The organism is Zunongwangia mangrovi (assembly GCF_900112105.1).
Lineage (GTDB): Bacteria > Bacteroidota > Bacteroidia > Flavobacteriales > Flavobacteriaceae > Zunongwangia > Zunongwangia mangrovi.
The window spans coordinates 1-25,206 of sequence record NZ_FOKV01000013.1 but is presented as its reverse complement, the minus strand read 5'-3'; the positions used below and the strand labels follow the sequence as shown (position 1 = coordinate 25,206).

The 25,206-nt window shown below is 37.1% G+C and carries 26 protein-coding genes; 15 read left to right on the top strand and 11 right to left on the bottom strand.

All coding sequences use genetic code 11. The annotated features are described in order from the left end of the window. Positions 1–41 precede the first annotated feature (41 nt). The 8 genes from BM201_RS17380 (at position 42) to BM201_RS17345 (ending at position 10,638) form a co-directional block, all read left to right on the top strand. Positions 42–1,454, top strand: a complete 1,413-nt coding sequence (locus BM201_RS17380) for an MBL fold metallo-hydrolase (RefSeq protein WP_092544989.1) — start codon at positions 42–44, stop codon at positions 1,452–1,454. Positions 1,455–1,623: 169 nt separating this feature from the next. Further along, entirely contained in the window at positions 1,624–2,754 is a 1,131-nt protein-coding gene (locus tag BM201_RS17375; protein WP_092544987.1) for a formylglycine-generating enzyme family protein, read from the top strand. Positions 2,755–3,111: 357 nt separating this feature from the next. Continuing rightward, the gene (locus BM201_RS17370) at positions 3,112–4,599 is read left to right on the top strand and encodes a xylulokinase (protein ID WP_092544985.1); all 1,488 of its coding nucleotides are present in this window, start codon (positions 3,112–3,114) and stop codon (positions 4,597–4,599) included. A gap of 4 nt (positions 4,600–4,603) precedes the next feature. Further along, positions 4,604–5,914, top strand: coding sequence for a xylose isomerase (xylA, locus tag BM201_RS17365; RefSeq protein WP_092545032.1), 1,311 nt, complete (start codon positions 4,604–4,606; stop codon positions 5,912–5,914). A gap of 175 nt (positions 5,915–6,089) precedes the next feature. Further along, positions 6,090–6,407 (top strand): hypothetical protein, encoded by a 318-nt coding sequence (locus BM201_RS17360; RefSeq protein ID WP_092544983.1) that lies wholly within the window; start codon positions 6,090–6,092, stop codon positions 6,405–6,407. 178 nt (positions 6,408–6,585) lie between these two features. Further along, positions 6,586–7,386 (top strand): 2Fe-2S iron-sulfur cluster-binding protein, encoded by an 801-nt coding sequence (locus BM201_RS17355; protein WP_092544981.1) that lies wholly within the window; start codon positions 6,586–6,588, stop codon positions 7,384–7,386. Between the two features lie 69 nt (positions 7,387–7,455). Continuing rightward, positions 7,456–8,442 (top strand): FAD binding domain-containing protein, encoded by a 987-nt coding sequence (locus BM201_RS17350; RefSeq protein WP_092544979.1) that lies wholly within the window; start codon positions 7,456–7,458, stop codon positions 8,440–8,442. Positions 8,443–8,466: 24 nt separating this feature from the next. Next, positions 8,467–10,638 carry a xanthine dehydrogenase family protein molybdopterin-binding subunit gene (locus BM201_RS17345; RefSeq protein WP_092544977.1) on the top strand — a complete coding sequence of 724 codons (2,172 nt, stop codon included), beginning with the start codon at positions 8,467–8,469 and terminating at the stop codon, positions 10,636–10,638. A gap of 119 nt (positions 10,639–10,757) precedes the next feature. Here the strand turns inward: BM201_RS17345 and BM201_RS17340 are convergent, their stop codons facing one another. The 11 genes from BM201_RS17340 to BM201_RS17290 form a co-directional block, all read right to left on the bottom strand. Continuing rightward, entirely contained in the window at positions 10,758–11,942 is a 1,185-nt protein-coding gene (locus BM201_RS17340; RefSeq protein WP_092544975.1) for a molybdopterin molybdotransferase MoeA, read from the bottom strand. Between the two features lie 47 nt (positions 11,943–11,989). After that, positions 11,990–12,865: an ABC transporter ATP-binding protein gene (locus BM201_RS17335; RefSeq protein WP_092544973.1), complete on the bottom strand. Its 876-nt coding sequence runs from the start codon at positions 12,863–12,865 to the stop codon at positions 11,990–11,992. Further along, a complete protein-coding gene (modB, locus tag BM201_RS17330; protein ID WP_092544971.1) occupies positions 12,862–13,533 on the bottom strand; it encodes a molybdate ABC transporter permease subunit in 672 nt (223 codons plus the stop codon). Before modB ends, BM201_RS17335 begins: the two co-directional genes overlap by 4 nt. Further along, positions 13,530–13,931: a TOBE domain-containing protein gene (locus BM201_RS17325; protein WP_092544969.1), complete on the bottom strand. Its 402-nt coding sequence runs from the start codon at positions 13,929–13,931 to the stop codon at positions 13,530–13,532. Before BM201_RS17325 ends, modB begins: the two co-directional genes overlap by 4 nt. Before the next feature lie 286 nt (positions 13,932–14,217). Further along, positions 14,218–14,988, bottom strand: coding sequence for a molybdate ABC transporter substrate-binding protein (gene modA / locus BM201_RS17320; RefSeq protein ID WP_092544967.1), 771 nt, complete (start codon positions 14,986–14,988; stop codon positions 14,218–14,220). Between the two features lie 4 nt (positions 14,989–14,992). Beyond that, complete coding sequence (gene moeB / locus BM201_RS17315) at positions 14,993–16,090, bottom strand: HesA/MoeB/ThiF family protein (protein WP_092544965.1); 1,098 nt, start codon at positions 16,088–16,090, stop codon at positions 14,993–14,995. Then, a complete protein-coding gene (gene mobA, locus BM201_RS17310) occupies positions 16,080–16,676 on the bottom strand; it encodes a molybdenum cofactor guanylyltransferase (protein ID WP_092544963.1) in 597 nt (198 codons plus the stop codon). The genes moeB and mobA overlap by 11 nt, the downstream gene beginning before the upstream one ends. 138 nt (positions 16,677–16,814) lie before the next feature. Next, a complete protein-coding gene (gene moaC, locus BM201_RS17305) occupies positions 16,815–17,288 on the bottom strand; it encodes a cyclic pyranopterin monophosphate synthase MoaC (protein ID WP_092545030.1) in 474 nt (157 codons plus the stop codon). Continuing rightward, complete coding sequence (gene moaA, locus BM201_RS17300) at positions 17,281–18,267, bottom strand: GTP 3',8-cyclase MoaA (RefSeq protein WP_092544961.1); 987 nt, start codon at positions 18,265–18,267, stop codon at positions 17,281–17,283. Before moaA ends, moaC begins: the two co-directional genes overlap by 8 nt. Positions 18,268–18,299: 32 nt before the next feature. Continuing rightward, positions 18,300–18,719, bottom strand: a complete 420-nt coding sequence (locus BM201_RS17295; protein WP_092544958.1) for a molybdenum cofactor biosynthesis protein MoaE — start codon at positions 18,717–18,719, stop codon at positions 18,300–18,302. A gap of 31 nt (positions 18,720–18,750) precedes the next feature. Beyond that, a complete protein-coding gene (locus tag BM201_RS17290) occupies positions 18,751–18,987 on the bottom strand; it encodes a MoaD/ThiS family protein (protein WP_092544956.1) in 237 nt (78 codons plus the stop codon). A 255-nt stretch (positions 18,988–19,242) separates the two neighbouring features. Here BM201_RS17290 and BM201_RS17285 point away from each other — a divergent pair, with 255 nt between their 5' ends. The 7 genes from BM201_RS17285 to BM201_RS17255 all read left to right on the top strand — a co-directional run. Further along, complete coding sequence (locus BM201_RS17285; RefSeq protein ID WP_092544954.1) at positions 19,243–20,253, top strand: XdhC family protein; 1,011 nt, start codon at positions 19,243–19,245, stop codon at positions 20,251–20,253. 11 nt (positions 20,254–20,264) lie between these two features. After that, complete coding sequence (locus BM201_RS17280) at positions 20,265–20,855, top strand: nucleotidyltransferase family protein (RefSeq protein WP_092544952.1); 591 nt, start codon at positions 20,265–20,267, stop codon at positions 20,853–20,855. 264 nt (positions 20,856–21,119) lie between these two features. Next, positions 21,120–22,304 carry a mannonate dehydratase gene (uxuA, locus tag BM201_RS17275; RefSeq protein ID WP_092544950.1) on the top strand — a complete coding sequence of 395 codons (1,185 nt, stop codon included), beginning with the start codon at positions 21,120–21,122 and terminating at the stop codon, positions 22,302–22,304. 4 nt (positions 22,305–22,308) lie between these two features. Next, the gene (locus BM201_RS17270; protein ID WP_092544948.1) at positions 22,309–23,115 is read left to right on the top strand and encodes an SDR family oxidoreductase; all 807 of its coding nucleotides are present in this window, start codon (positions 22,309–22,311) and stop codon (positions 23,113–23,115) included. 266 nt (positions 23,116–23,381) lie between these two features. Continuing rightward, positions 23,382–24,215 (top strand): 5-dehydro-4-deoxy-D-glucuronate isomerase, encoded by an 834-nt coding sequence (kduI, locus tag BM201_RS17265; protein ID WP_092544946.1) that lies wholly within the window; start codon positions 23,382–23,384, stop codon positions 24,213–24,215. A gap of 8 nt (positions 24,216–24,223) precedes the next feature. Next, on the top strand, positions 24,224–24,985 hold the full coding sequence (locus BM201_RS17260) for an SDR family NAD(P)-dependent oxidoreductase (RefSeq protein WP_175487084.1): 762 nt from the start codon (positions 24,224–24,226) through the stop codon (positions 24,983–24,985). Positions 24,986–25,009: 24 nt separating this feature from the next. After that, on the top strand, positions 25,010–25,206 hold a 197-nt coding region (locus tag BM201_RS17255; protein ID WP_139219274.1), incomplete at its 3' end, for a glucuronate isomerase.

The following is a 25,206-nucleotide window of genomic DNA, read 5'->3' as shown; positions in this document are numbered from 1 at the left end:
TCAGAAACAAACAAAATCACTTCATATAAAATTCAGAAATTATGAAAGTAGAACAAATATATACCGGTTGTCTTGCCCATGCGGCTTATTATATCGAAAGTAAAGGTGAAGCAGCCATTTTTGATCCATTAAGAGAAGTTAATCCATATATCCAGAAAGCAGAAAATGATAATGCGAAAATTAAATACGTCTTTGAAACGCATTTTCATGCCGATTTTGTTAGCGGTCATTTAGATCTACAAAAAAAGACCGGCGCGCAAATCGTTTTTGGGCCAAATGCTAAACCAAATTACGAGACTATCATTGCTGAAGATGGTCAGATCTTCGAGATTGGTGATTATAAAGTAAAAGTCTTACATACTCCCGGGCATACAATGGAGAGTACTACTTATTTGCTAATCGATGATAAAGGGAAAGAGCATGGAATCATCACTGGTGATACTTTATTTATCGGCGATGTGGGAAGACCAGATCTAGCACAGCATGTAGTTTCAGATCTTACAGAAGAAAAACTTGCCGGGCATTTGTTTGAATCGCTTCGGAATAAAATTATGCCTTTAAGCGATGATTTAATTGTGTATCCTAATCATGGAGCAGGATCTGCCTGTGGTAAGAAAATGAGTAAAGAAACTACTGATACGCTGGGCAATCAGAAAAAGACAAACTATGCACTAAGAGCAGATATGACCAAAGAAGAGTTTGTAAAAGAACTTTTAACTGGTTTAACTGCACCACCAAAATACTTTCCGCAAAACGTATTATTGAATATTGGCGGATATAAAAGTTTTGATAAAGTGATGAAACAGGCGGCACGAGCTTTAAGTCCAGAAGAATTTGAAGTAGTAGCTAACGAAGAAGGAGCACTTGTTCTAGACACAAGAAGTGCAGATGAGTATGCAAAATCTCATATTCCAAATAGCATAAATATTGGGTTGCAGGGAAGTTTTGCGCCTTGGGTAGGAGAGATGATTCCAGATCTTGAAATGCCTATTTTACTGGTCACTGAAGAAGGAAAAGAAGAAGAAGCTATTACAAGATTGAGCCGTGTAGGTTACGATAATACTCAGGGCTATTTAGCAGATGCCATGAAAAGCTGGGAAGCGGCAGGCAAAGAGATTGATTCTGTAAATAGAATTACTGCGGAAGAGCTTCAGCAAAAAATGAAGGGCGATCTTGTGGTTATCGATGTGCGTAAGAAAAGTGAATTCGATTCAGAGCATGTTGAAGGTGCAGTAAATATTCCGCTAAATCAAATTAATCAGTATTTAGAAAAGTTTCCAAAGGAACAGGAATTTGTACTGCATTGTGCCGGTGGTTATCGAAGCATGATCGCTGCCTCGATTTTACAACAACGCGGTTGGTCACAACTAACAGATGTTATCGATGGTTTTAAAGCGATAAAGGAAACTAAAATTCCGGTTACAGCTTATGTCTGTCCTAGTACACTTTTATAAAAATTAAGATTGGAACTCTATTCATAGATAAGATTGAGTTTAGATGGTTTATGTGAATTTAAGGCCGACTTTTGATAGTCGGTCTTTTTTATTGTATTATTTAGGAATCAACATTTAGGTAGGTATGAATTCTTCGGAATACTAATTATATTTGATAAAAAATACATTAATGCTAAAATTATCGATATATCCGGTTCTTTTATTCAGTCTTTTATTTTTTTCCTGTAAGAATGAAGATGAAAAAAAAGAATCTCAAATTAACCAGAATCAGCAAACCCAAAAACAAACTTCTGCTGAAGTCAATAAAGTAAATTCTGAAGATCTTTTAAAACAACAACCAGAAGAAATTGAAGCTCCAGAGGGAATGGTTTGGGTGTCTGGTGTTAAGTTTACAATGGGCGCTACAGATGGCGATCCTTATGCATTACCAAGAGAGAAGCCGGCGCATCCGGTAGCGGTAGATGGATTTTTTATCGATCAAACCGAAGTAACCAATGCGCAGTTTAAAAAATTTGTTGAAGAAACGGGTTATCTAACCATTGCAGAGCGCCCTGTTGTTTGGGAAGAATTAAAAGAACAATTACCGCCGGGAACACCAAAACCAGCCGATAGCATTTTACAGCCAGGTTCTTTGATCTTTAGAAAAGACTTAGAAAATGTGGCTAATCTTAACGATTATGGCCAGTGGTGGGAATGGAAACGTGGTGCCAATTGGAAGCATCCGCAAGGCCCCAATAGTAGTATCGAAGGCAAAGATAATTTTCCGGTTGTGCATGTTGCTTACGAAGATGCTTTAGCTTACGCAAGCTGGGCGGGACGTGATCTACCAACAGAAGCCGAATGGGAAGCTGCAGCACACGGGCAACGTCATGGAGGTATTTACACCTGGGGCGATGACGAATCGAAATTGAATGATGAAGCCAATACCTGGCAGGGACAATTTCCGGTAAAAAATGTTTCAGAGGATGGTTATAAATATGCAGCTCCGGTGAAATCTTTTCCTCCAAACAGCCTTAAGTTATACGATATGGCAGGAAATGTTTGGGAGTTTACCAAAGATAATTTTAATACCAGATATTACCAGCAAGCCTTGCAACAGGGAGAATTATTAAATCCAAAAGGTTCTACTACCTATTTTAATGAAGATAATCCTTACCAAAAGGAAAAAGTGATAAAGGGCGGTTCGTTTTTATGTAATAAATCGTATTGTGCCAGTTACCGAATCTCGGCCAGGATGGGAACTTCGATGGATTCTGGGACAGACCATTTAGGATTTAGAACTGTTTACCGCGTAAAATAATTATTGCTGAAATTATATAAAATGAGCCCTGATTTTTCAGGGCTTTTTTTTGTGGTTGTTTCAGATTTATACTGAATTTATATATTTTTAAATTAATCTTCAGCTGAAATCGACAGTTTAGATCATCGATTTTAAAATAATCTTCAATTTCTGAATAAATTCATTCAAATTATTCAGAAATATTTATTCAAAATACCCTGAAAACAGATTATATCTTATTATTTCAAATTTAATTTTAGTATTAGTCATTTTTACCATATAATTTTTGATAATATTCAAAATTTAATTTATACTTGTAGTCAAATAAACTATTAGTCTTTTGAAAATTACTTCAGAAACTAATAAAATCGACTTAGAATGTATTTTTTAGGAATAGATCTGGGAAGTAGTTCGGTGAAATTATCGATTTTCGATGCTAATTCTCAACAAAGTATTGCTGCCGTGGGCGAGCCAAAATCTGAAATGGCAATGGAAGCTTTGCAGCCCGGTTGGGCAGAGCAGGATCCAAACCAATGGTGGAAAAATGTAAAAATTGCACTACAACGTTTACGATCTGAACACGAAATCGATTTAACCAAAATAAAAGCCATAGGTGTCGCTTACCAGATGCATGGTTTGGTGTTAACCGATAGGGATCTAAATCCTGTGCGTCCATCTATAATTTGGTGTGATAGCCGTGCAGCTGCAATTGGAGATAAAGCATTCGAAGAAATAGGCGAGGAGCAATGTCATGATATGATTTTGGGTAGCCCGGGAAATTTTACGGCTTCAAAATTAAAATGGGTAAAAGAAAATGAGCCTGAAATTTATCAAAAAGCGGCTTATATGATGTTGCCTGGCGATTATATCGCTGCCTGTTTTAGTGAAAAGCCGCAAATAAGTAAAGGTGGATTATCTGAAGGTATGCTTTGGCATTTTAAAGAACAGCGCTTGGCCACAGAAATTCTTGATCACTACGGAATTTCAGAAGATTTAATTCCTGAAGTGGTTTCTAATTTTGGAGATCAGGCCGTAATTTCTTCAACAGTTGCAAAAGAACTTGGTCTTTCAGAAGACGTTAAAATCACGTATCGAGCCGGTGATCAGCCCAATAATGCGATGTCACTGAATGTTCTGAGTCCGGGTGAAATTGCGACAACCGCAGGAACTTCCGCAGTAATATATTCGGTTAGTGAAAATCATTCTTTCGACAGGAAAAACAGGATCAATACCTTTTTACACGTAAATAACACAGTAGATGAAATTAGGAATGGTGTGATGGTTTGCATTAACGGTTCTGGGATTCTGTACCAGTGGCTGCGAAATATTTTGTCTTCAGGCCGAGAGAAAATTGTCGATTATGAGTATTTAAATGAGATGGCTTCAAAGTCGAAACCTGGAAGTGAAGGTTTACTTTTTCATCCTTTTGGAAATGGAGTGGAGCGAATATTTCAGAATAAAGAAGTTTCTTCTGGAATATCGAATCTTAACTTCAATATTCATAAAACACCACATTTAGTAAGAGCAGCCTGCGAGGGAATCGTGTTTGCGATGAATTACGGATTTGAAATTATGCAGGAAGTTGGCGCTTCAGGAAAAACAGTAAGAGCCGGGAAAGATAACTTGTTTTTGAGTCCGGTTTTTCAGGAAATTTTCGTGAATACTACCAATACTACACTTCAGCTTTATAAAACCAACGGAGCAGATGGTGCGGCCAGAGGAGCAGCCTATGGCTATGGACACTACGAAAGCCTTGAAGATGCCTTTGAAAGTCTGGAATGTCTTCAAACCATAAAACCGCAACCAGAACTGGTTGAAACCTATAAATCAATATATAATAACTGGAAAAAAGCCATTAAAAATTAATATTATGAGTAATTATTTTAAGAACATCGATACCATAAAATTTGAAGGTAAAGAGAGTGACAATCCTTTAGCTTTTAAATATTATGATGAAAATAAAGTCGTAGCCGGCAAAACTTTAAAAGAGCACTTGAGATTTGCGGTGGCGTACTGGCATACATTTAATAACAAAGGTGGAGATCCTTTTGGAGCAGATACCGAAGTTTTTGAGTGGGATAAAAAGGAAGATCCGGTAGCGCGTGCCAAAGATAAAATGGATGCTGCTTTCGAATTTATGACGAAGCTTGGTGTTCCTTATTATTGTTTTCATGATGTAGATCTTGTAGATGAAGCGCCAACTTTGGGAGAGTTTGAAAAAAGAATTCAGGCTGTTACAGAATATGCAAAGCAAAAGCAGGAAGAAAGTGGTTTAAAATTACTTTGGGGAACATCTAACTTGTTTACCAATCCAAGATATATGAATGGTGCGGCAACCAACCCTAATTTCGATGTTGTGGCTTATGCTGGAGCACAGGCAAAGATCGCTTTAGATGCTACTATGGCTTTAGGCGGCGAGAATTATGTATTCTGGGGTGGTCGTGAAGGTTATATGAGCTTGCTTAATACCGATATGAAAAGAGAGCAGGAGCACATGGCAATGTTCTTAGGAATGTGTAGAGATTATGCCAGAAAGCAAGGTTTTAAAGGGAACTTTTTCTTAGAGCCAAAACCAATGGAACCAACCAAACATCAATACGATTTTGATGCAGCTACTTGTTTAGGTTTTATCAATAAATACGGATTACAGGATGATTTTAAACTGAATATCGAGGTAAACCACGCTACACTTGCCGGTCACACATTTGAGCATGAATTGCAAACTGCTATCGATGCCGGAAAATTAGGAAGTATCGATGCAAACCGTGGAGATTATCAAAATGGATGGGATACCGATCAATTCCCAATCGATCTTTTTGAAGTTACCCAGGCAATGATGATTATCCTTAAAGGTGGTGGAATTCAGGGAGGTGGAATTAACTTCGATGCGAAAGTTAGAAGAAATTCTACAGATCTTGAAGATAAATTTATCGCCCATATCTCTGGAATGGATGTTTTTGCACGCGGATTAATTACTGCAGAGCATATTCTTAACAATACAAAATACAGTAGCCTTAAAAAAGATCGTTACGCTTCTTTTGATAGTGGTAGCGGTAAAGATTTTGAAACAGGAAAACTTACTTTAGAGCAATTAGGTGAGCTAGGAAAAGCAAATGGAGAGCCAACAAAAATGAGTGGTAAACAAGAGCTTTACGAGCAAATCATCGCTAATGCATACTAAGTTTTGAATTTTACATGAATAAGAAAGAGACCATTTTTATGGTCTCTTTTTTTATTTTATATTTCTTTTTGTTAAAGAAATTGTAAAATACCCTTTGTTGGGTATTGATGTAAGTACAAATGATTAATAATTTAGTAGTCGTTGCACTTTGCAAGATAACCTAACTAAGATTATTATGAATCATTTAATTTACAGACACTTTGATGTTATAGAGCAATTTATAAAAGATTTTAAAACTGCTGAAGGATTATATCAAATAGCAGATCGAAAAAGACGAAGAGACAGGGCAAACTACAAAATGGATCTCGTTATTTTCAATTTTGAAATATATACGTCAAAATATCCTGAGATCTATAATTTCTTTTTAGGTAAAATTGATGATGAATTTAAGAAAAGAGAAGAATGGGATCGTTTAAGATCGAGAGAAAATTTTGTAGGCTATTTAAAATCATTTTTAAAGTTTATATCTTCTGAAGCTGTATATATAAAGTAGACTTATATACTCCAAAATATAATCTTTAAATTTTAAGTTGAAAAGATCGCTTTGTTGATCTAAAATTCACTTTAGCATAAAAATAACATTCCTAAAACATTAGTTCCGTATTCATTTGTTTAAATTGAAGCATTGATTTTTAGACTTCAAATCTCAATTACCTTCAAAAAAATTACATATGGACGAAATGGAAAAATGGAAAAATGGTTCAGATACCGACCAACTTTCAAAAGATGAAGAAAAGATCTTTGATGAAATTGGTTTAAACGGAACTTCACGCAGGAAATTCCTGAAACAGATGTCTGCCGCGAGTTTAAGTATTTGGGCTTCATCTTATTTAACTTCAGATTTGTTGGCTAGTCCGGCGAGAACTTTACCCGATAACCCTGAAATACTTTTAAACGAAGTACGTGTAAATCTTAGGGTAAATGATATGGTAAAACAGCTAGCGCTAGATTCTAGGACTTCACTTTTAGATGCGCTTCGAGAACGCTTACAACTTACCGGAACTAAAAAAGGATGTGATCATGGCCAATGTGGTGCCTGTACCGTAATGGTCGATGGGAAACGTAAGCTTTCTTGTTTAACGCTTGCTGCAACCTGCGAAGACAAAAAGATCACTACCGTAGAAGGTTTAGCTGAAAACGGAAACCTTCACCCAATGCAGGAAGCTTTCTTAAAGCACGATGGCTTTCAGTGTGGATACTGTACTCCAGGACAAATCTGTTCTTCAGTAGCGCTATTGGAAGAAGCGAAAAATGGAGAGGCAAGTTATGTGACAGAAGATTTCAAAGACGTAAAAACCGACTTAAAACTTTCCGAAGAAGAAATTAGAGAACGGATGTCTGGTAATATTTGTCGCTGTGGAGCTTACAACAATATCGTTCAGGCCTTTAAAGAAGTACATTCTGGCGACGATGAGATGCCTACTTGGGAGTTCGCTACTGCCGAGCAAATGGAGAAAGCTAAAAATTCCTGATCTATTTATTAATTTTTAGAATCAGTAATCTTTTCTAATGCCTCGATCGAGGATAAACACAAACTAATTATGAGACCATTCTCTTATACGAATGCTAAAAATAAAGAACAGGCGCTTCAAAATTTCACCAAGACTTCCCATTATTTAGGAGGTGGTACCAATTTGGTCGATTTGATGAAAGAAGATGTAGAACGTCCCGATCAATTGATCGAAGTTGCCAGCCTAGATTATAAACAAATTTCTAAAAACAACGAAGGAGGATATACGCTGGGCGGAATGCTAAGCAATTCTGAAACTGCAAACCATCCTGATATTCGACAAAATTATCCATTATTATCAATGGCAATGCTTTCGGCTGCTACAGCGCAGATTAGAAATATGGCGACCAATGCAGGGAATCTTCTGCAACGCACAAGATGTCCTTATTTCTTTGAAACTTCAATGCCGTGTAACAAACGTGAACCGGGTTCAGGTTGTGGTGCTAAAGATGGAATGAATGCTTTACACGCTATTTTTGGATATAGTGAAAAATGCATCGCTACACATCCTTCGGACATGTGCGTGGCCTTGGCTGCGATGGATGCAAAAGTTGAGGTTCAAAAAACAGATGGTTCTTCAAGGACTATAGATTTTACTGACTTTCATCGATTACCGGGAAATCAGCCCGAAAAAGATAACACTTTAGAACCTGGTGAGTTGATCACTGCTATTCATTTAGATGAACCTAAATTTTCAGATCACTACTATTATTTAAAGATACGTGAGCGGTCTAGTTATGCTTTTGCATTAGTTTCTGTAGCTGCCGGTTTACAAATTAAAAGTGGTGTAATTACCAAAGCTGGCTTAGCAATGGGCGGCGTAGCACATAAACCCTGGAAGTTTACTGATGTTGAAAAATATCTAGAAGGAAAGAAACCAAATAAAGTAAACTTTAAGGCTGCAGCAGAAATGGCAATGCAAGACGCTAAACCTTTTGAAGGTAATAAATATAAAGTTGAAATGGCTAAAAAAGCGATCATCAGAGCGCTTACCCAGGCTTTTGAAAGAGAAGCATAAAATCCCTAATCTTAGCAATAAACTATGAAAACAATAAAAGCATCAGGAATAGGAAATCCTATAGATAGAATTGAAGGACACCTGAAGGTTACGGGAAAAGCAAAATATGCTTCAGAATTTCCTGTCGAAAATATGGTGTACGCGCAAGGCGTAAACAGCACGATAGCAAAAGGAAAAATTACTTCGATAGATACTTCAGAAGCAGAAAAGCTAGACGGAGTCTTAGCGGTGATCACTTATAAAAATGCTGAAAAGTTGAAAAACTATCCAAAAGATATGACTAACTTTTCACTAACTACGGTAGCTCCGGTTTTTCAGGATCGCCAGGTTCATTATTACGGGCAATATATTGCCTGCGTGATAGCAGAAACTTTTGAGCAGGCGCAATATGCATGTCGCTTAGTAAAAGTGACCTACGAAGAAGAATCACCAGATATACATTTAGATAAAAATAGAGGAAAAGCGTATAAACCTGGCGATAGCGCAGATTTTAGCCGCGGAGATATGGATGCAGGAATGCGTGAAGCCGATGTTACTCTAGAGCAAACATATACGACACCTATCGAGCATCAACAACCAATGGAGTTGCACGCAGCCATTGTAAATTGGAACGATGGAAAGGTGAAAATGTATGCTAATCAGCAAATATTAAACCAGGCTACAACTTCAATTTCAGAAACTTTTGGAATACCTAAAGAAGATGTTCAGATTATTACGCCTTATATTGGTGGTGGTTTTGGTTCAAAATTAAACGTATATAAGCACATCACAATGGCAACGATGGCTTCTAAGATGATTGGGAGACCAGTGCAAATTACAGTGACACGTCACCAAATGTTTACGAATACCGGGATGCGCCAGTTCGATGAGCAGGAAATGCGATTGGGAGCTATAAAAGATGGTTCTTTAACCGCTTTAGCGCATCATACAACTTCGCATACCGCTAAGAATCTTCAGTATTTCGAGGCTTGTGGGAATGTGTCTAAAATGTTGTATAAAACGCCGAATAATGCGGTGACGCATCGATTGATTCCGCTTAATATTCAATGTCCGAGTTCTATGCGTGCACCAGGAGAAGCTACCGGGAGTTTCGCTTTAGAGTCGGCAATAGACGAGCTGGCGTGGAAATTAAAAATGGATCCTATCGATTTCAGAATTAAAAATGATACGCAGGTCGATATGGGAGCCGATAAGCCATTCTCTTCTCGCTTGCTTGTAGAATGTTTACGTATTGGAGCCGATAAATTTGGTTGGGAAAATCGCAAAATGCAACCGGGAACCAATAAAAAAGGAAACTGGCTAATAGGTTATGGTGTAAGTGCAGCGTCACGTCGCGCGCCGTATATGAAAACATCCGCTAAAATAGTTCTAGAGCTTAATGAAGCTGCGTTAAATGCGAATATTAAGATGGATGCGACAGATATTGGTACAGGAACTTATACTATCGTGGCACAGACGGTCTCAGAATATTTAGGAATTCCGGTAGAAAATGTAAAAGTTGAAATTGGAGATTCTGAATTTCCGGTGACTCCGGGTTCAGGTGGTTCGTGGGGAGCCGCTTCGTATTGTAATGGAGCTAGAAAAGCTTGCGAAAATGCGATTGCTGAATTAAAAAAGAAGCAAAATATTACCGAATCTGAGGAGATTGAAGTTGCTGAATTATTGCAGCAAAATAACCTGACTACTTTTGAAGCTGAAGGAACAGCAGAACCTTCCGAAGAATACAAAAAACATTCGGTTTTCTCTTTTGGAGCGAATTTCACTGAAGTTTGGGTAGATAAAGATACCGGCATGTACCGCATAAAACGTATGGTAAATGTGGGTTCTGCCGGAAAGATCCTGAATCCAAAAACGGCCTACGGACAAATTATTGGCGGACTAACGATGGGTGCTGGAATGGTCATTGCCGAACGTACTCAGGTTGAACCAAATTATGGTAATTTTATCACTAGGACTTTAGCCGATTATCACGTGCCCGTGAATTTAGATCTGGCAAATATAGACGTGGTTTTCTTACCGGAAGAAGATAAGATTGCCAACGAAATGGGCGTTAAAGGAATTGGAGAATTAGGAATTACCAGCGTGGCGGCATCCATTGCCAATGCGATTTTTAATGCTACCGGGAAACGTATGAGAGATTTACCAATTACTCCGGAAAAATTAATCGAAGCAGGTTTAGAACCGGGAGTTGCTTAGTGGAAAGTAAATAGTACGCTTCACTGCTAGAATATAGAAATTAGATTAAAAACAGGGACTAAATTGAGAAATTTCAGTCCCTGGTTTTATTTTACTCACTACTCACTACTCACTACATTTCAAAATTCAACAAACTCAATTACATCGCCCTGCTTAAAATCTTTTTCTGGCGGAAGCACAATTACACCATCGGCATTTGCCAGACTAATTAAATCTCCAGAGCCATTTTCATTTAATAATTCAGCTTGAAATTGGCCATTTTCGAGTTTAGTTTTTACCAGCAAATATCTTGTGATCGTTGGATGGTTAGCGATATCTGTTTTTAAAATAACTTCTGAAGTTGAGGTTTCATTTCCCAGACAAGCTGCAAGCCATTTTTTAAAGTAAATATGAAAATTCACAAAAGTAGAATTCGGGTTGCCGGGAAAAGAAAAAACAGTAACATTTTTTTCGTGTTGTTTCCCAAACCATAGAGGCTTCCCGGGACGTTGCAAAACACGGTGAAAGAGCTTTTCCACCTTTAATTCTTCTAAGATTTCAGGTAAATAATCGAATTTTCCTTTAGAAACGCCACCACTCAGCAATAATACATCGTGGTTGTTCATAGCATTTTCTACCTGTTGTAACATTACCTCTTTTTCATCCCGAATATGCAGTAAAGTCGGTGTGATTTTCTCTTTTTCCAAAGCCGCAAATAAACTTAAGGTATTAGAAGTTCTAATTTGATGTGGAAGCGGAGTTTCAGCAACATCAACCAATTCATCTCCGGTAGAAATAATCGCGATTTTGGGTAATTTTTTAACCAAAACTTCTGCTTTTCCAACCGTAGCTAATACCCCAATTTCTTTAGCCGAAATTCGTTGATTTTTGGATAATATTTCTTCTCCGCTCTGGCGATCACTTCCCTGGCGATGGATATTTATCTTCGCATTTACTTCAGTTTGTAATCTCGCAATTCCGTCTTCAATTTCAACATCTTCGTACATAATAACCGAATCACAATTTTTGGGCAGCATCGCACCCGTCATAATCTCAACGCAATTTTTAGGATCATTTAAAATTCCCTGCGGACTGCCGGCTGCGTAAACTGCTTCAATTTTAAAAGAAGTTTTACCTTTTTCAAGCGCCTCTGAGTTTACCGCGATTCCATCTTTGGTTACGCGATCAAAGGGCGGGAAATCACGATCGGCAAAAATATCTTCAGCCAAGATTCTATTAACACTTTCTAATAGCGCAACTTTCTCTGTACCGAAATTAGTGATTGTGGCGAGTACTTTTTCTAAAGCTTCAGGGTGTGAGATCATAATTTTTTATTTAGGCTGAATCTAATCTTTTCAAATTATTTCAAATTTTATTCAATCTTGGTTACAATAGGGTTAAAAGCTTTTGAAGCAACAAGCACTTTATCGCCTTTTTGAATATGTGCAATTTCATCTTTTGCAGAAACCGATTTGATCACATTGTTACCAATCAAAATATGCAAGATCGAAATCACTTCTTCGTCGATCTTTGCTAAAACTTCTCCGGTAAACTGAAATTTCCCGCTCAGTTTATTTTCACTAAATATCGAAATTGGAGGTCCGGTTTTGGTAATTTTCCCATTTTCAAGAACCATAACTTTATCGGCCATTTTAATGATTTCTGCAGGATCGTGGCTTACTAGAATAGTGGTTAGATTGTAGGTTTTATGTAGCTTTAAAATATATTCCTGAAGCCTAGTTCTCATACCATGATCTAAGGCGCTCAAAGGTTCGTCCAACAACAAAAGTTTAGGCTTTCTAGCCAAAGCTCTGGCCAGTGCGACACGCTGTTGTTGCCCACCAGAGAGTTGCTGAATTTTTTGTTTCCGAAGATTTCCAAGCTCCATCAATTCGATTAATTCTTCAGCAGTTTTTTTATCTTTTTTCTGCGGAAGCGAGAAATAAATATTCTCTTCTATATTCATATTCGGAAACAACGCATAATTTTGAAAAACGAGTCCGATTTCCCGTTTTTGTATTGGTAGATCGATTTTTTTTTCAGCATTAAACCAAACATTAGAATCCTGATTTATATAGCCATCTTCCGGACTTAATAAACCCGATAGCATTCTTAAAATAGAAGTTTTTCCTGCACCAGAATTTCCATATAAGACAATAAAATCGCCTTCATTTAATCGAAAATCAACATTCAAAATCATTTTTCCTTCTGCGGCAGATAGCTCTTTTTTCAGTTTACATTCGATCATTTTACTATTCGGTTTAGGGATTTATTATTGATGAGGTAAACAGAAAGTAAAATAGCGAAACTCAGCACAAAAAGGATAAAAGAAAGCGTATTGGCGTTGCTGTAATTTAGCGCTTCAACTTCATCATAAATAGCGATCGATGCTACACGGGTTTCGCCGGGTAAATTCCCGCCGATCATTAAAACCACACCAAATTCGCCAATCGTATGCGCAAAAGAAAGAACAATTCCCGTTAACAACGCAGGCTTGATATTTGGGAGCATGATTTTAAAAAACGTAGTAGTTTTCGATTTCCCTAAAGAATATGCAGCTTCTTTTAAATGAATGGGCAGCGAACTAAATCCGCTTTGGATGGGATGCACCATAAATGGCAAGCTGTAAATGACCGATGCAAGTACGAGTCCGCTAAACGAAAATACCAATTGCAACCCGAAAAAATCATCTAAAAACTTACCTATGAAACTTGATTGTCCAAAGGCAATTAAAAGGTAAAAACCTAAAACCGTGGGTGGTAAAATAAGCGGCATACTTACCAAAGTTTCCCAAACGGGCTTGGATTTACTTTTGGTCGCCGAGAGCCAGTAGGCTAATGGCGTGCCGATCACAAAAAGCAAAAGCGTTGTGATTAGAGCCAGTTTTAAGGTAAGCCAAAGGGATTCCCAGATCATTCGGAAAGCATAATTTCGTTCGCTTTTACTAAAATAAGAACCTCCTGTGATTCGGAGAAATTCATTTGTTGCAAAACAGTAGAACTGAGTAAACTTTTAATTTTACCTACAGCTGATTTTAGCACAATTTCACTTAGAATTTTTCCCGGTTTAATTTCGATAATTTCAGCTTTTAATTGATTTCGAATTGAAATTTCTGGCATCAAATGCTTTGAAATAATAACCTCAGTTTCTTTAAAAAGGAGTTTGATTTTTTGACCCGGTTTTAAGTACGAAGCAGTTTGCGGAGTTTCCACTAGAAAAACATTGAAAATTGAATTATTTTCTAATTCGATAATGACTTCAGAAAGATATTCTGAATTTTTGATGTGTTTTATTTTTCCGGAGAGGTTATTCATTTTAGTTAGTTAACGGTTTATAGCTGAGTTCTCAGTTTCTAGCTGTCAGCTTTCAGCAATTACGAATCCTTAATATTTGACACCTGTCATTCTGAGCTTGACTCAGAATCTCATAAGAGCTTTTAAGACTATGAGACCCTGAAACAAGTCAGGGTGACGCTTCATTATTACTTCTGATAATAAATATGTTATAATCAACACATTTTCAATCAATCAGCTTTTGGTTATAACACTCAACATTCAGAATTCAACATTATAAAATCGCCCCATTTTCAAATCATAAAATTCAACTTCTATACCCATACTCCTCCAAAATCTTTTTCGCTTTTGCTGAAAACAGAAATTCGTAAAATTTACGAGCATTTTTTAAAGTTTTTGGCTGTTCAGATTTCAGTAATAAAGCTGCTTGTTGAATAGCAGAATACTGTGAAGGATCTATTTCGATCCAATTTCCTATATTTTTCATTTTTGGAGAGAGTACAACCGATTTGGCCGTAAATCCAATTTCTGCGGAACCGGAATGAATATAGCGATTCACCGCTGAAATACTTTCACCAAACACAAATTTTGACTCTAAATCGTCGAATTTCCCTGCTTTTTTTAGAAATTCTTCCGTAGCACGACCATACGGAGCGATTTTAGGATTCGCAACTGCGATATGTTTTATTTTTTCTTCAGAAAGAATGTCTAATGAAGGTTCTATCTTTTCTGAAGTCGTCCACAACACCAAAGTTCCGTTAGCATATACCTTTGGTTTTTCTTCACCAAAACCTTCTTTAAAAAGTGTATTCGGATATTTTAAATCTGCGGAAACAAAAACATCAAAAGGCGCTCCGGCTTTAATTTGTGCCGTTAATTTCCCAGAAGAAGTAACTACAGTCTCGCATTTTATACCGGTTTCATGCTGAAAGGTTTCAATTAAATCGTTCATCGCGAACTGCATATTTGCAGCCGTAGCAATTTTTATGGCATCTGATTCTTTTTCAGATTTACAAGCGAAAAAGAAGAGTGCAAAACAACATAAAAAAAACAGCTTGATTTTATCGAATTTCGGCATTAAGTTAAGAGTGTTTTGTAGTTGCTGTTAATTCCGAAATTGCGTTCATACCACCTTTTACGTCTACAAAATCTCCGTAGATTTTTAAACCTTCCAATAGATTAATCGCTTTTAAACTCCGCATACCCGATTGGCATAAAAAATATGTTGGTTTCTGCAGATCGATTTTCGATGATTTTTCCTGAAGCTCACTAAGCGGAATATTCTTCCAGTCTTTTCGCTGAATTTCAGGTAAGTTTTGTCGTTCTACTTCTTCTGGATTTCGTACATCGACAAGTTGAATATTTTCTGAATTCCATTTTTTGAGAAATGCTTCAGCTTCTATCGATTTTACTTCGGTAGCGCAACTAAATTCATAGGATTTTTGAAGTTCCTTAATCTCAAGATTCTTCGGATTTAAACCGAATTTTATTTTTTGCTGTGATTGATTTAAACCGTCAAGCAATAATAATTTTCCCGATAAAGTTTCGCCAATTCCGGTAATCACTTTTATAGCTTCCAGAGCCTGTAAACTTCCAATAATTCCGGGAATAATTCCTAAAACACCATTTTCATTACAATCTGGAATTTCTTCAGGATTTGGCATTTCAGGGAATAAACATCGATAAGTTGGGCCGCCTTTAAAATTAAAAACGCTTACCTGCCCTTCAAAAGCGTGCAAAGCACCATAAATCAAAGGTTTTTTCAGAATTACACAGGTGTCATTTACCAAATATCGTGTGGGGAAATTATCTGATGCATCAACGATCACATCAAAATTGGCTATAATTTCTAAAGCATTTTCCGTAGAAATAAAAGTCGGGAAAGTTATAATCTCAATTTCGCTGTTTAGTTCAGTTAATTTCTGCTTCGCAATTTCAACTTTGGATTGGCCAAGATCATTTTCAGAATATAAAATTTGACGCTGTAAATTGCTAATATCAACCACGTCGTTATCAACAATACCAATGGTTCCCACGCCCATTCCGCTTAAATATTGCAAAACGGGAACACCAAGACCACCCGCGCCGATCACCAAAACTTTAGCATCAGCCAATTTTTGTTGCCCGGCTTCGCCAAATCCCTGAAGCCGAGTTTGTCTTGTGTAGCGTTCAGGATTCAACTTGTTGTAATTTTTTTAGGGCTAGTTCGTATTCTTCTTTATTATTGGCGTTGATCAAAATATCATCGCTCGATGGAAAAATCAATTCGGTTTCTGAGTTGATCAAAAATTTACGCGGACAAGTATTCGTGCCACTTTCCAGATATTCTATGGCTTTTGGAAAAGAATTTGCTTCCCAAATCGCAAACATTGGTTCTGGTAACCTCGATTGATTCGTGGCGTAAGCTGTTGCTATTTTTTCAGGATTTCGCTGATCGATCAATTGCTGAATCGAATCTTTATCGATCAATGGTAAATCGGTTGCAACCACTAACCAGGAAACTTCAGGAAATTCCTGATGCGCACTGATCATTCCGTTTAGCGGACCTCGATATTGGTCTTTATCGGTGATCGTTTTTAAATTTTCAGGTAAATTTTGCTGTTGCTCACTTCGAATGCTCAGGTAAACATCGTCGAAAAATTCTTCCAAAAGTTCGTATAAATATTCACGATGCGGCTTGCCGTGATAAGCAAGTTCACCTTTATCGGTACCCATTCGGGTGCTTTTTCCACCTGCAAGTACGAGTCCGTTTAGTTTAGTTTTCATTGTTTTGTGTTAGCTTTTAGCTTTCAGCCGTTAGCTTATAGCATATTTAAAATTCCACATTAAAGGTTCAAAATTCAACATAATCGAAAATCTCATTATCAAATAAACACATCAGCAAATTAGCAAATCAACACATCATCAAGCTCCAAAATCGCTTTTTCCGCCGGTTTTCTTTTTCAGTTTTATTTCTGAAATTTCCAGATCGTGGCTTAAAGCTTTGGTCATATCATAAATGGTAAGCGCTGCGGTTGAGACTCCGGTTAAAGCTTCCATTTCTACGCCGGTACGCTCGTTACATTTTACCAAACATTCGATATCCAGTGAGTTTTCTCCAGGCTGAATGTCAATATTAATTTTCGACAAGCGAAGCGGATGACAAAGCGGAATTAGATCTGAAGTTTTCTTTACCGCCTGAATTCCGGCAATGATCGCTGTTTGCGTGATGCTTCCTTTTTTGCTTAGAAAATCATCTTTTTGCAGTTGCTTAAAAACTTCCGCAGGAAATACAATTCGGCCGCTTGCAATGGCAGTTCGGCTGGTGATCTCTTTTTCAGAAACGTCTACCATTTCAGCATTTCCTTGCTTGTTAATATGTGAGAGTTTTTTATCCACCAATACTTGTCATTGAATTTTCGTAATAATTTTTATTTCGAGCTTCAGCTTCAAAACCATCTTTTGCTCTACTGCCAACAGCTTTTAGAATCTCATTTTTGATATTTTCTTCGGAATCTTCAGCACGAAGAATATCGCGAATATTTCGATCGGCGCTGGCATAAAGGCAGGTAATAACATCGCCAGTTGCGGTAATCCTTAAGCGGTTACAGCTTCCGCAGAAATTACGGGTAAAACTAGGGATGATTCCAAAAGTACCTTCAAAACCTGCAATCTTATAATTTACTGAGGTTGAAGTTTTTTCAGAAGAAAGCTTTTCGATATTTGGGTAATGAGATGCGATATAATTGTAGATCGCTTTATGATTCCATTTTATGGTTTGGAAGTTTTTGCTTCCGCCATTAAAAGGCATTTCTTCTAAAAAACGAACCGAAACCGGATAATGTCGCGTTAGATCTTCCAAAATCGGAATCATATCTTTAGTATTCTGCCCATCTAACGCGATAAAATTTACCTTTACATTAAAATTTTCCTGAATCAACTTGATCAAATTGCCATAAACTGTTTCAAACTGGTCACGCCGAGTTACCTTTTTAAAAGTTTCAGGAGTGATAGAATCCAGGCTTAAATTGATGTTTTTTACGCCTAATTCTTTTAACTCAGGAATATGCTGTCCAATTAAAGTTGCGTTTGTGGTAATGCTAATATCTTCGAGTTTTGGCAGCGCAGAAAGTTTACGAAGCAATACCATTAAATCTTTACGAACAAAAGGCTCACCGCCGGTAATCCTGATCTTTGTGATGCCCTGTTCTACCAAAGTTTTGCTTAAGCGATATAACTCATCGATCGATAGTAGTTTATCTTTTTTTGCAAAATTAATTCCGCTTTCTGGCATGCAATAATTGCATCGCAAGTTACAACGGTCGGTCACCGCGAGTCGCAGGTAATTAATTTTTCTTTGGTGATTATCTATAAGCATTAACGTCTTCTTTTGGGGATTTAAATTTGCGATTATGGATGTGGTGTCACCCAAACTTCGTCATTACCGTCGAAAAATTCTTTTTTCCAGATGGGAACTTTTTCCTTTAGCGTATCGATTAAAAATCTACAGGCTTCAAAGCAATCATCGCGATGTGCAGATGAAGCGCCCACAAGAACAACAGGTTCTTCAACTTTCTTATCGCCAACCGCGTGCTGCATAATAAGTCGGTTTAAATTCCATTGCTTACTTGCGGCAGCTGCGATCTTTTCCATTTCTTTAATGGCCATCGCTTCGTAGGCTTCAAAAAAAAGGGAGTTTACTTTTTGATTTTGGGTAGTATCACGAACAGCACCTATAAAAACACAAATTCCACCGCTTGCAGGGTGGGAAAGATCTTTATAGATCACAGACGGATCGATATTTTCTATAATTTCAATTTTCTTTTCCATATATCCCTAGTTAAGGATCCTTCAAACTTCATTAACCTCCGCTAACCGGTGGAATAATTGCGATCTCATTTTCTGCGGAAATCGATCTGTCATCACAGGCATATTTTTCGTCTACAGCTACGGCCAGAGAAGAAAGCTTTGCAAATTCAGGATATTTTGTGATGAGCTCCTGCTTTAATTCAGCTACGTTTTTAGCTTTAAAAGAAGGCTCTTCCAGCACCTGATTTCCTACAATATCTTTCGCAACTCCGAAAAGTAAGATTTTCATTTTTTAAGGTAAATATAAAAGCTGAATTGCACAATCACTTATGAAATTCAAACTTTCCTTTAGGAAGTTTCTAAAATTAAGAAAGATTTAAGAGCTATTGCTCAAATTGAAGCTATTCTATTGATTAATTTCAAAATTGATTTAAAAATGAGCAGTTTTACAAGTGAATTTTAAAGTATGAAAAACAATCTATTTAGAACTCGAAATTGTAGGTTTAAACGGAGAAAATTCAGATTGTAGGAGAAATAAATAAAAATGACACACGAATTTAAAGAAATAATAAGTCAGGTTTTACAAAATCAGCAACAGGGAAAACGAAGTGTTTTGGCAAGTGTGGTTGCATTAGATGGTTCGTCTTACCGAAAACCGGGCGTTAGAATGTTGATCATTGAAGACGGAGGAATGACCGGAGCTGTGAGTGGTGGGTGTGTAGAAAAAGATGTGTTGTTTGAAGCACAAACCGTATTAAAAACCGGAGTCGCAAAAATGATGACTTACGATGGCCGTTATCGTCTAGGATGCGAGGGCATTTTATATATTTTACTGGAACCTGTGGCGATTTCTTCGGAATTTGAGCAGTTATTTTTTCAGCAAATTGAGAATAGAAAATCATTTAAAATTGATTCGTTTTTTAGAAAGGAAGTCGGTGAATTTGAAGCTTTGGAGTCTGTAATAGATTTTGGAGAAAGGCAATTTTCGATGACTTCAAGAGGATTAGCAGATCATTCTGGTTTACAAAAATTTAGTCAGCAACTACCGGCGATTTCAAAATTAATTTTGATTGGTGCTGAACATGATGCTGTAAAGTTAGGGCTTTCGGCGTCACAATTAGGTTGGGAGGTAAGTATTATTTCTTCACCCAGAGATCCTAAAACCACAGAAAATTTCTCTGGAAGTAAAGAAGTTTTAACGATCGATCCAGAGCAGGCGAAAGATTTGCAGATCGATAGCCAAACCGCGGTTGTTTTAATGACGCATAATTATGCACGTGATCTTCACTTTTTGCTATCGATAAAAGATAAGAATCCGTTTTATATTGGCATTTTGGGTTCCACTAAGCGTCGTGAAAAAATGTATAATGAATTGATCGAAATGCAAATTGATGTCGAGTTTGATTTTTTCGATAAGCTTTATGGCCCGGCCGGAATTGATATTGGGGCGATAACTCCTGAAGAAATTGCGGTTTCGATCTTGGCAGAAATTTTGGCCGTAAAACGTGGAAAATCGATTCCGTCTTTACGAGAAAAAATGGGCGCTATTCACTAAGATTTGATAATATGGATACAGATTTTAAAATTGCAGTTTTAGTGCTTGCCGCCGGTGCTTCCCGAAGAATGAATGATATAAAGCAAATTTTAGCTTTTAAGGATTCTACGCTTTTAGAAAATGCTTTGAAAACCGCCAAAATGAGCAAGAACGATCAGGTTTTTTGTGTTTTAGGAGCAAATAAGGAAGAGATTCAGCAAAAAGTAGATTTTCAAAGTATAGAAATTATCCAAAATAACGATTGGAATGAGGGTTTAGGAAAATCTATTGCAGTTGGAGTAGAAGCTATTCAGAATTATAAAGCTTATGATGGAATTTTAGTGATGTTGGGCGATCAGCCGTTTATTTCTTCAGAATATTTGAATAAAATGATCAAGAAATTTATCGAAAATCAATCTGAGATCGTCGCCACGAGTTATTCAGGGAAGCCAGGTGTTCCTGCACTATTTCCGCAGAAAATCTTTTCAGAATTAACAAAACTCAAGGGTGACAGTGGTGCAAAAGAGTTATTACGAAGTGAGAAAAATATCATAAAACTCGAAGCTGAAAACACATTTGATGTCGATAGCCCCGAGGATTATAAAAAAGTTTTGAGGGTTTAGCAATCGGCGGTTATAACCAATTTGATATTATAATTTTATCATTATTGAATTATTACATTTTCAGTTCTTTATTCCAATTTAATTTAGAAAGTGAATCTATAATGTGAATTATTAGGTATTTAAGCTGATGTTTGTTTTAATAAAATTTAATGTTTTCAGGAGGCAGCAGGATGGAGAGCTCTGTTTAATTTTTGAAATTGAAAATTATTACTTCCTTACATTTTAAAGGATTTTAGTACTTTGTAATTCTAATTTTAACGGTATATGATTTTCGAACAAAGCTGGCGCTGGTATGGGCCTAATGATCCTGTAAATCTAGTTACAATAAAACAAGCAGGCGCGCATGGTGTGGTAACTGCTTTACATCAAATTCCTGTTGGTGACATCTGGACCAAGGACGCCATACAAGACCGCATTTCTCAGCTCGATGAAAGCAATCGATTACATCCTTTTAAATTGCATTGGAATGTAGTGGAAAGTCTGCCTGTTCACGAATTTATCAAACAAGGAAGACCTGAAAGAGACCAGTTGATCGAGAATTATAAAGTGAGTCTCAAAAATTTAGCAGCTTGTGGTGTAAAAACCATTTGCTACAATTTTATGCCGATTCTCGATTGGTTAAGAACCAATGTTCGTTACGAGCTTGAAGATGGAAGTACGGCTTTACTGCACGAAATGGTAGATGTGGTGATTTTTGATATCTATATGTTGCAACGTGAAGGAGCTAAAAAATCATATTCAGATGATATTTTAGAAGAAGCGAAAGCGAAATATGAAAGTCTGAGTGACGAAGAAATTGCGGTTTTAAAGCAGAGTTTATTAATGGCATTGCCAGGTGATAAAGATGGTTTTACTATTGAAAAACTGAAAAAAGGTTTACAACAATACGATGGAATTTCACGGGAGCAATTACAGGAGAATTTAATTTACTTTCTGAAAGAAGTAATTCCGGTTGCCGAAGAATTAGGCGTTGTGTTGGCCATTCATCCAGACGATCCGCCATGGCCGGTTTTTGGTTTACCAAGAATTGTGAGCACAGCTGAAGATTTCAAATTTATTTTTGAAGCGGTTCCTTCAAACCATAACGGACTCACATTTTGTAGTGGAAGTTTAGGCGCTTCAGAAGAAAATAATCTCCCCGACATTATCAAAACGTATTACGATCGAATTCACTTTGTGCATTTGCGTTCGGTAAATAGGGTAGCGCCTTATCATTTTTATGAAGCCAATCATTTAGAAGGAAGAGCTCAAATGTTTGAATTGATAAAAACTTTTTATGATTGTCATCAAACAGATCAAAGAATATTACCAATGCGACCAGATCACGGTCATGAAATGATGGACGATCAGGGAAAACCATATTATCCGGGGTATTCAGCTATTGGTCGTTTACGTGGTTTAGCAGAATTACGAGGTTTAGAATTCGGAATTATAAATTCATTGAAATAAAAATATGTTTGAATTAAATGGAAAAGTAGCAATTGTAACCGGTGGGAACGGTGTTTTAGGCGGAGCGATTGCACACGGACTATCAAAAAATGGTGCTAAAGTGGCTGTTTTAGGTAGAACTGAAGAGACAGTTAATACTAGAGTAAAAGAGATACAAGACGCTGGTGGTGAAGCTTTAGCTTTAGTTGCTGACGTGTTAGATAAAGAAAGTTTGATCCAAGCTAAAGACAAGATTCTTACCGAATGGGGAAGCATCGATATTTTAGTGAATGGAGCTGGCGGAAATAAAAAAGGTGCGGTAATCACACCAGATCAGGAATTTTTTGATCTTTCTATAGAAGCTCTAGATAGTGTTACTCAGCTGAATTTTAACGGTACAATTCTTCCAACCTTGATCTTTTCAAAAGAAATGGTGAAGCAAAAGAAAGGAAGTATTATCAATATTTCTTCGATGGCGGCGCAAAAATCGATTACCAGAGTAATGGGATATTCTGCCTCTAAAGCAGCGATTGATAATTTTACAAAATGGCTTTCTGTAGAATTAAATCATAAATACGGTGAAGGCGTTCGCGTGAATGCAATTGCACCTGGATTTTTTGTTGGAGAACAAAATCGTGATCTTCTTTTAAATCAGGATGGTTCCTTAACAGCCCGTGGGCAAAAGATTGTAGATAACACACCAATGGCCAGATTTGGAGAACCCGAAGAATTACAAGGTGCTGCAATCTGGTTAGCAAGCGACGCCTCAGCTTTTGTTACGGGTATTGTTGTACCTGTAGATGGTGGTTTTAGCGCTTTTGGAGGAATATAATAAAAACAGAAATTATCAGTGTACTAAATAATTAGTGGTTTGATTTAAAATCTCTTTGAAATTCGTTTGTACTATTAATATGATTTTTATTTTATAATTTATTAAATTAAATTATAAAATAATAGATTAAAATTTGTGTAATCGATTGCATAATTATAAATTAGCTAAAAGTAGTTCAGGTCAGTGCAGGATGCAAAGCTTCAATTTTACTCTGAAATTGCTTATATTCCATACATTGAAATAAAGAAATTAAATATACCATAACCATGACAAAATCAGAATTTAGATATGCGCATCATCCCGAAGATGTGAAAAAATATACTACAGAAGAACTTCGAGAGCATTTCCTAATTCCGGAGGTGTTTGTAAAAGATCAAATTAGTTTAACCTACACCATGTACGACCGCTATATTGCTGGAGGTGCATTTCCGGTAGATAAAGCTTTAAAACTAGAAGCTATTGATGAACTGAAGGCTGAAAACTTTTTAGATCGCCGTGAATTAGGTGTGATCAATGTAGGGGGCAAAGGTAAAGTAACGGTTGATGGTGAAGTTTATGAAATTGGTCATCGTGAAGCACTTTACGTAGGTCGCGGAACTAAAGAAGTTATTTTTGAGGCTACAGAAGAACAGCCTTATTTTTACATTAATTCGGCTCCTGCACATAAGTCTTACCCGACTAAAAAGGTGACAAAGGCTGAAGCAGAGATTGTTGAGTTAGGAGATACAAAAACGTCTAATAAACGTGTGATCAATAAATTATTGGTGAATAGCGTGATTGAAACTTGTCAGTTACAAATGGGAATGACCGAGCTTCAGGAAGGTTGCGTTTGGAATACCATGCCGCCACATACGCACGAGCGTAGAATGGAAGTTTACTTTTACTTCGATTTAGATGAAGGCCAGTCTATAAGTCATTTTATGGGACAACCACAGGAAACACGTCATATTTTTATGAAAAACCATCAGGCGGTAATTTCACCGGAATGGTCTATACATGCAGGAGCAGGTACTTCAAATTATACTTTTATTTGGGGTATGGCCGGTGAAAATTTAGATTATGGTGATATGGATGGTGTAACTCCAGACGAATTAAAATAATATCTAATATGAGTTTATTTAGTTTAGAAGGAAAAACAGCATTAGTAACCGGTTGTAAACGCGGAATTGGTTTTGCAATGGCTGAAGCTTTAGCAGAAGCAGGAGCTAATATTTTAGGCGTTTCAGCTTCATTAGAAGTTGAAGGTTCTAAAATTGAAAAAAGAATTAAAGAAATTGGAAAAAGTTTTAAAAGATATCAGTGCGACTTTTCAGACCGTAAATCCTTGTATATATTTATTGAAAAAGTAAAAGCTGAAAATTCACAAATCGATATTCTAGTAAATAACGCCGGGACTATTTTAAGAGCTCCGGCAGCAGAACATTCTGATGAGTATTGGGATAAGGTTATTGAAGTGAACCAAAACGCACAATTTATTCTTACTCGAGAAATCGGTAAAGAAATGTTGAAACGTGGTCACGGGAAAGTCATTTTTACCGCTTCGTTATTAACATTTCAGGGAGGTATTACAGTGCCTGGCTATGCGGCTTCAAAAGGAGCTATTGGTCAGTTAACCATGGCATTTTCTAATGAATGGGCAGGAAAAGGAGTTCAGGTGAATTCTATTGCGCCAGGTTATATTGCAACAGATAATACACAAGCATTACGTGATAACGAAGAACGTAGTGAAGCTATTTTATCCCGAATTCCGGCAGGACGTTGGGGAGAACCTGAAGATTTTAAAGGACCAATTATATTCTTAGCTTCTAAAGCTAGTGATTATATGAGCGGAAGCATTCTCACCGTAGATGGTGGTTGGATGGGCCGATAATTTCTGAAAATTGAAACAAACCAAATGAGTAATAAACCTTTTATCACGGATAATTTTTTGTTGGAGAATACGTATGCTGAGGAGTTGTATCACCAGTATGCAAAGGACCAACCGATCATCGATTACCATAATCATTTGCCACCGGCACAGATCGCTGCCGATATGCAGTTCGATACCATCAGCCAGGTGTGGCTAAGCGGCGACCATTATAAATGGCGTGC

Coding starts and splice junctions, on each gene's coding strand:
- BM201_RS17380 (WP_092544989.1), top strand. CDS start 42: ATGAAAGTAGAACAAATATATACCGGTTGTCTTGCCCATGCGGCTTAT.
- BM201_RS17375 (WP_092544987.1), top strand. CDS start 1,624: ATGCTAAAATTATCGATATATCCGGTTCTTTTATTCAGTCTTTTATTT.
- BM201_RS17370 (WP_092544985.1), top strand. CDS start 3,112: ATGTATTTTTTAGGAATAGATCTGGGAAGTAGTTCGGTGAAATTATCG.
- xylA (WP_092545032.1), top strand. CDS start 4,604: ATGAGTAATTATTTTAAGAACATCGATACCATAAAATTTGAAGGTAAA.
- BM201_RS17360 (WP_092544983.1), top strand. CDS start 6,090: ATGAATCATTTAATTTACAGACACTTTGATGTTATAGAGCAATTTATA.
- BM201_RS17355 (WP_092544981.1), top strand. CDS start 6,586: ATGGACGAAATGGAAAAATGGAAAAATGGTTCAGATACCGACCAACTT.
- BM201_RS17350 (WP_092544979.1), top strand. CDS start 7,456: ATGAGACCATTCTCTTATACGAATGCTAAAAATAAAGAACAGGCGCTT.
- BM201_RS17345 (WP_092544977.1), top strand. CDS start 8,467: ATGAAAACAATAAAAGCATCAGGAATAGGAAATCCTATAGATAGAATT.
- BM201_RS17340 (WP_092544975.1), bottom strand. CDS start 11,942: ATGATCTCACACCCTGAAGCTTTAGAAAAAGTACTCGCCACAATCACT.
- BM201_RS17335 (WP_092544973.1), bottom strand. CDS start 12,865: ATGATCGAATGTAAACTGAAAAAAGAGCTATCTGCCGCAGAAGGAAAA.
- modB (WP_092544971.1), bottom strand. CDS start 13,533: ATGATCTGGGAATCCCTTTGGCTTACCTTAAAACTGGCTCTAATCACA.
- BM201_RS17325 (WP_092544969.1), bottom strand. CDS start 13,931: ATGAATAACCTCTCCGGAAAAATAAAACACATCAAAAATTCAGAATAT.
- modA (WP_092544967.1), bottom strand. CDS start 14,988: ATGCCGAAATTCGATAAAATCAAGCTGTTTTTTTTATGTTGTTTTGCA.
- mobA (WP_092544963.1), bottom strand. CDS start 16,676: ATGAAAACTAAACTAAACGGACTCGTACTTGCAGGTGGAAAAAGCACC.
- moaA (WP_092544961.1), bottom strand. CDS start 18,267: ATGCTTATAGATAATCACCAAAGAAAAATTAATTACCTGCGACTCGCG.
- BM201_RS17295 (WP_092544958.1), bottom strand. CDS start 18,719: ATGGAAAAGAAAATTGAAATTATAGAAAATATCGATCCGTCTGTGATC.
- BM201_RS17290 (WP_092544956.1), bottom strand. CDS start 18,987: ATGAAAATCTTACTTTTCGGAGTTGCGAAAGATATTGTAGGAAATCAG.
- BM201_RS17285 (WP_092544954.1), top strand. CDS start 19,243: ATGACACACGAATTTAAAGAAATAATAAGTCAGGTTTTACAAAATCAG.
- BM201_RS17280 (WP_092544952.1), top strand. CDS start 20,265: ATGGATACAGATTTTAAAATTGCAGTTTTAGTGCTTGCCGCCGGTGCT.
- uxuA (WP_092544950.1), top strand. CDS start 21,120: ATGATTTTCGAACAAAGCTGGCGCTGGTATGGGCCTAATGATCCTGTA.
- BM201_RS17270 (WP_092544948.1), top strand. CDS start 22,309: ATGTTTGAATTAAATGGAAAAGTAGCAATTGTAACCGGTGGGAACGGT.
- kduI (WP_092544946.1), top strand. CDS start 23,382: ATGACAAAATCAGAATTTAGATATGCGCATCATCCCGAAGATGTGAAA.
- BM201_RS17260 (WP_175487084.1), top strand. CDS start 24,224: ATGAGTTTATTTAGTTTAGAAGGAAAAACAGCATTAGTAACCGGTTGT.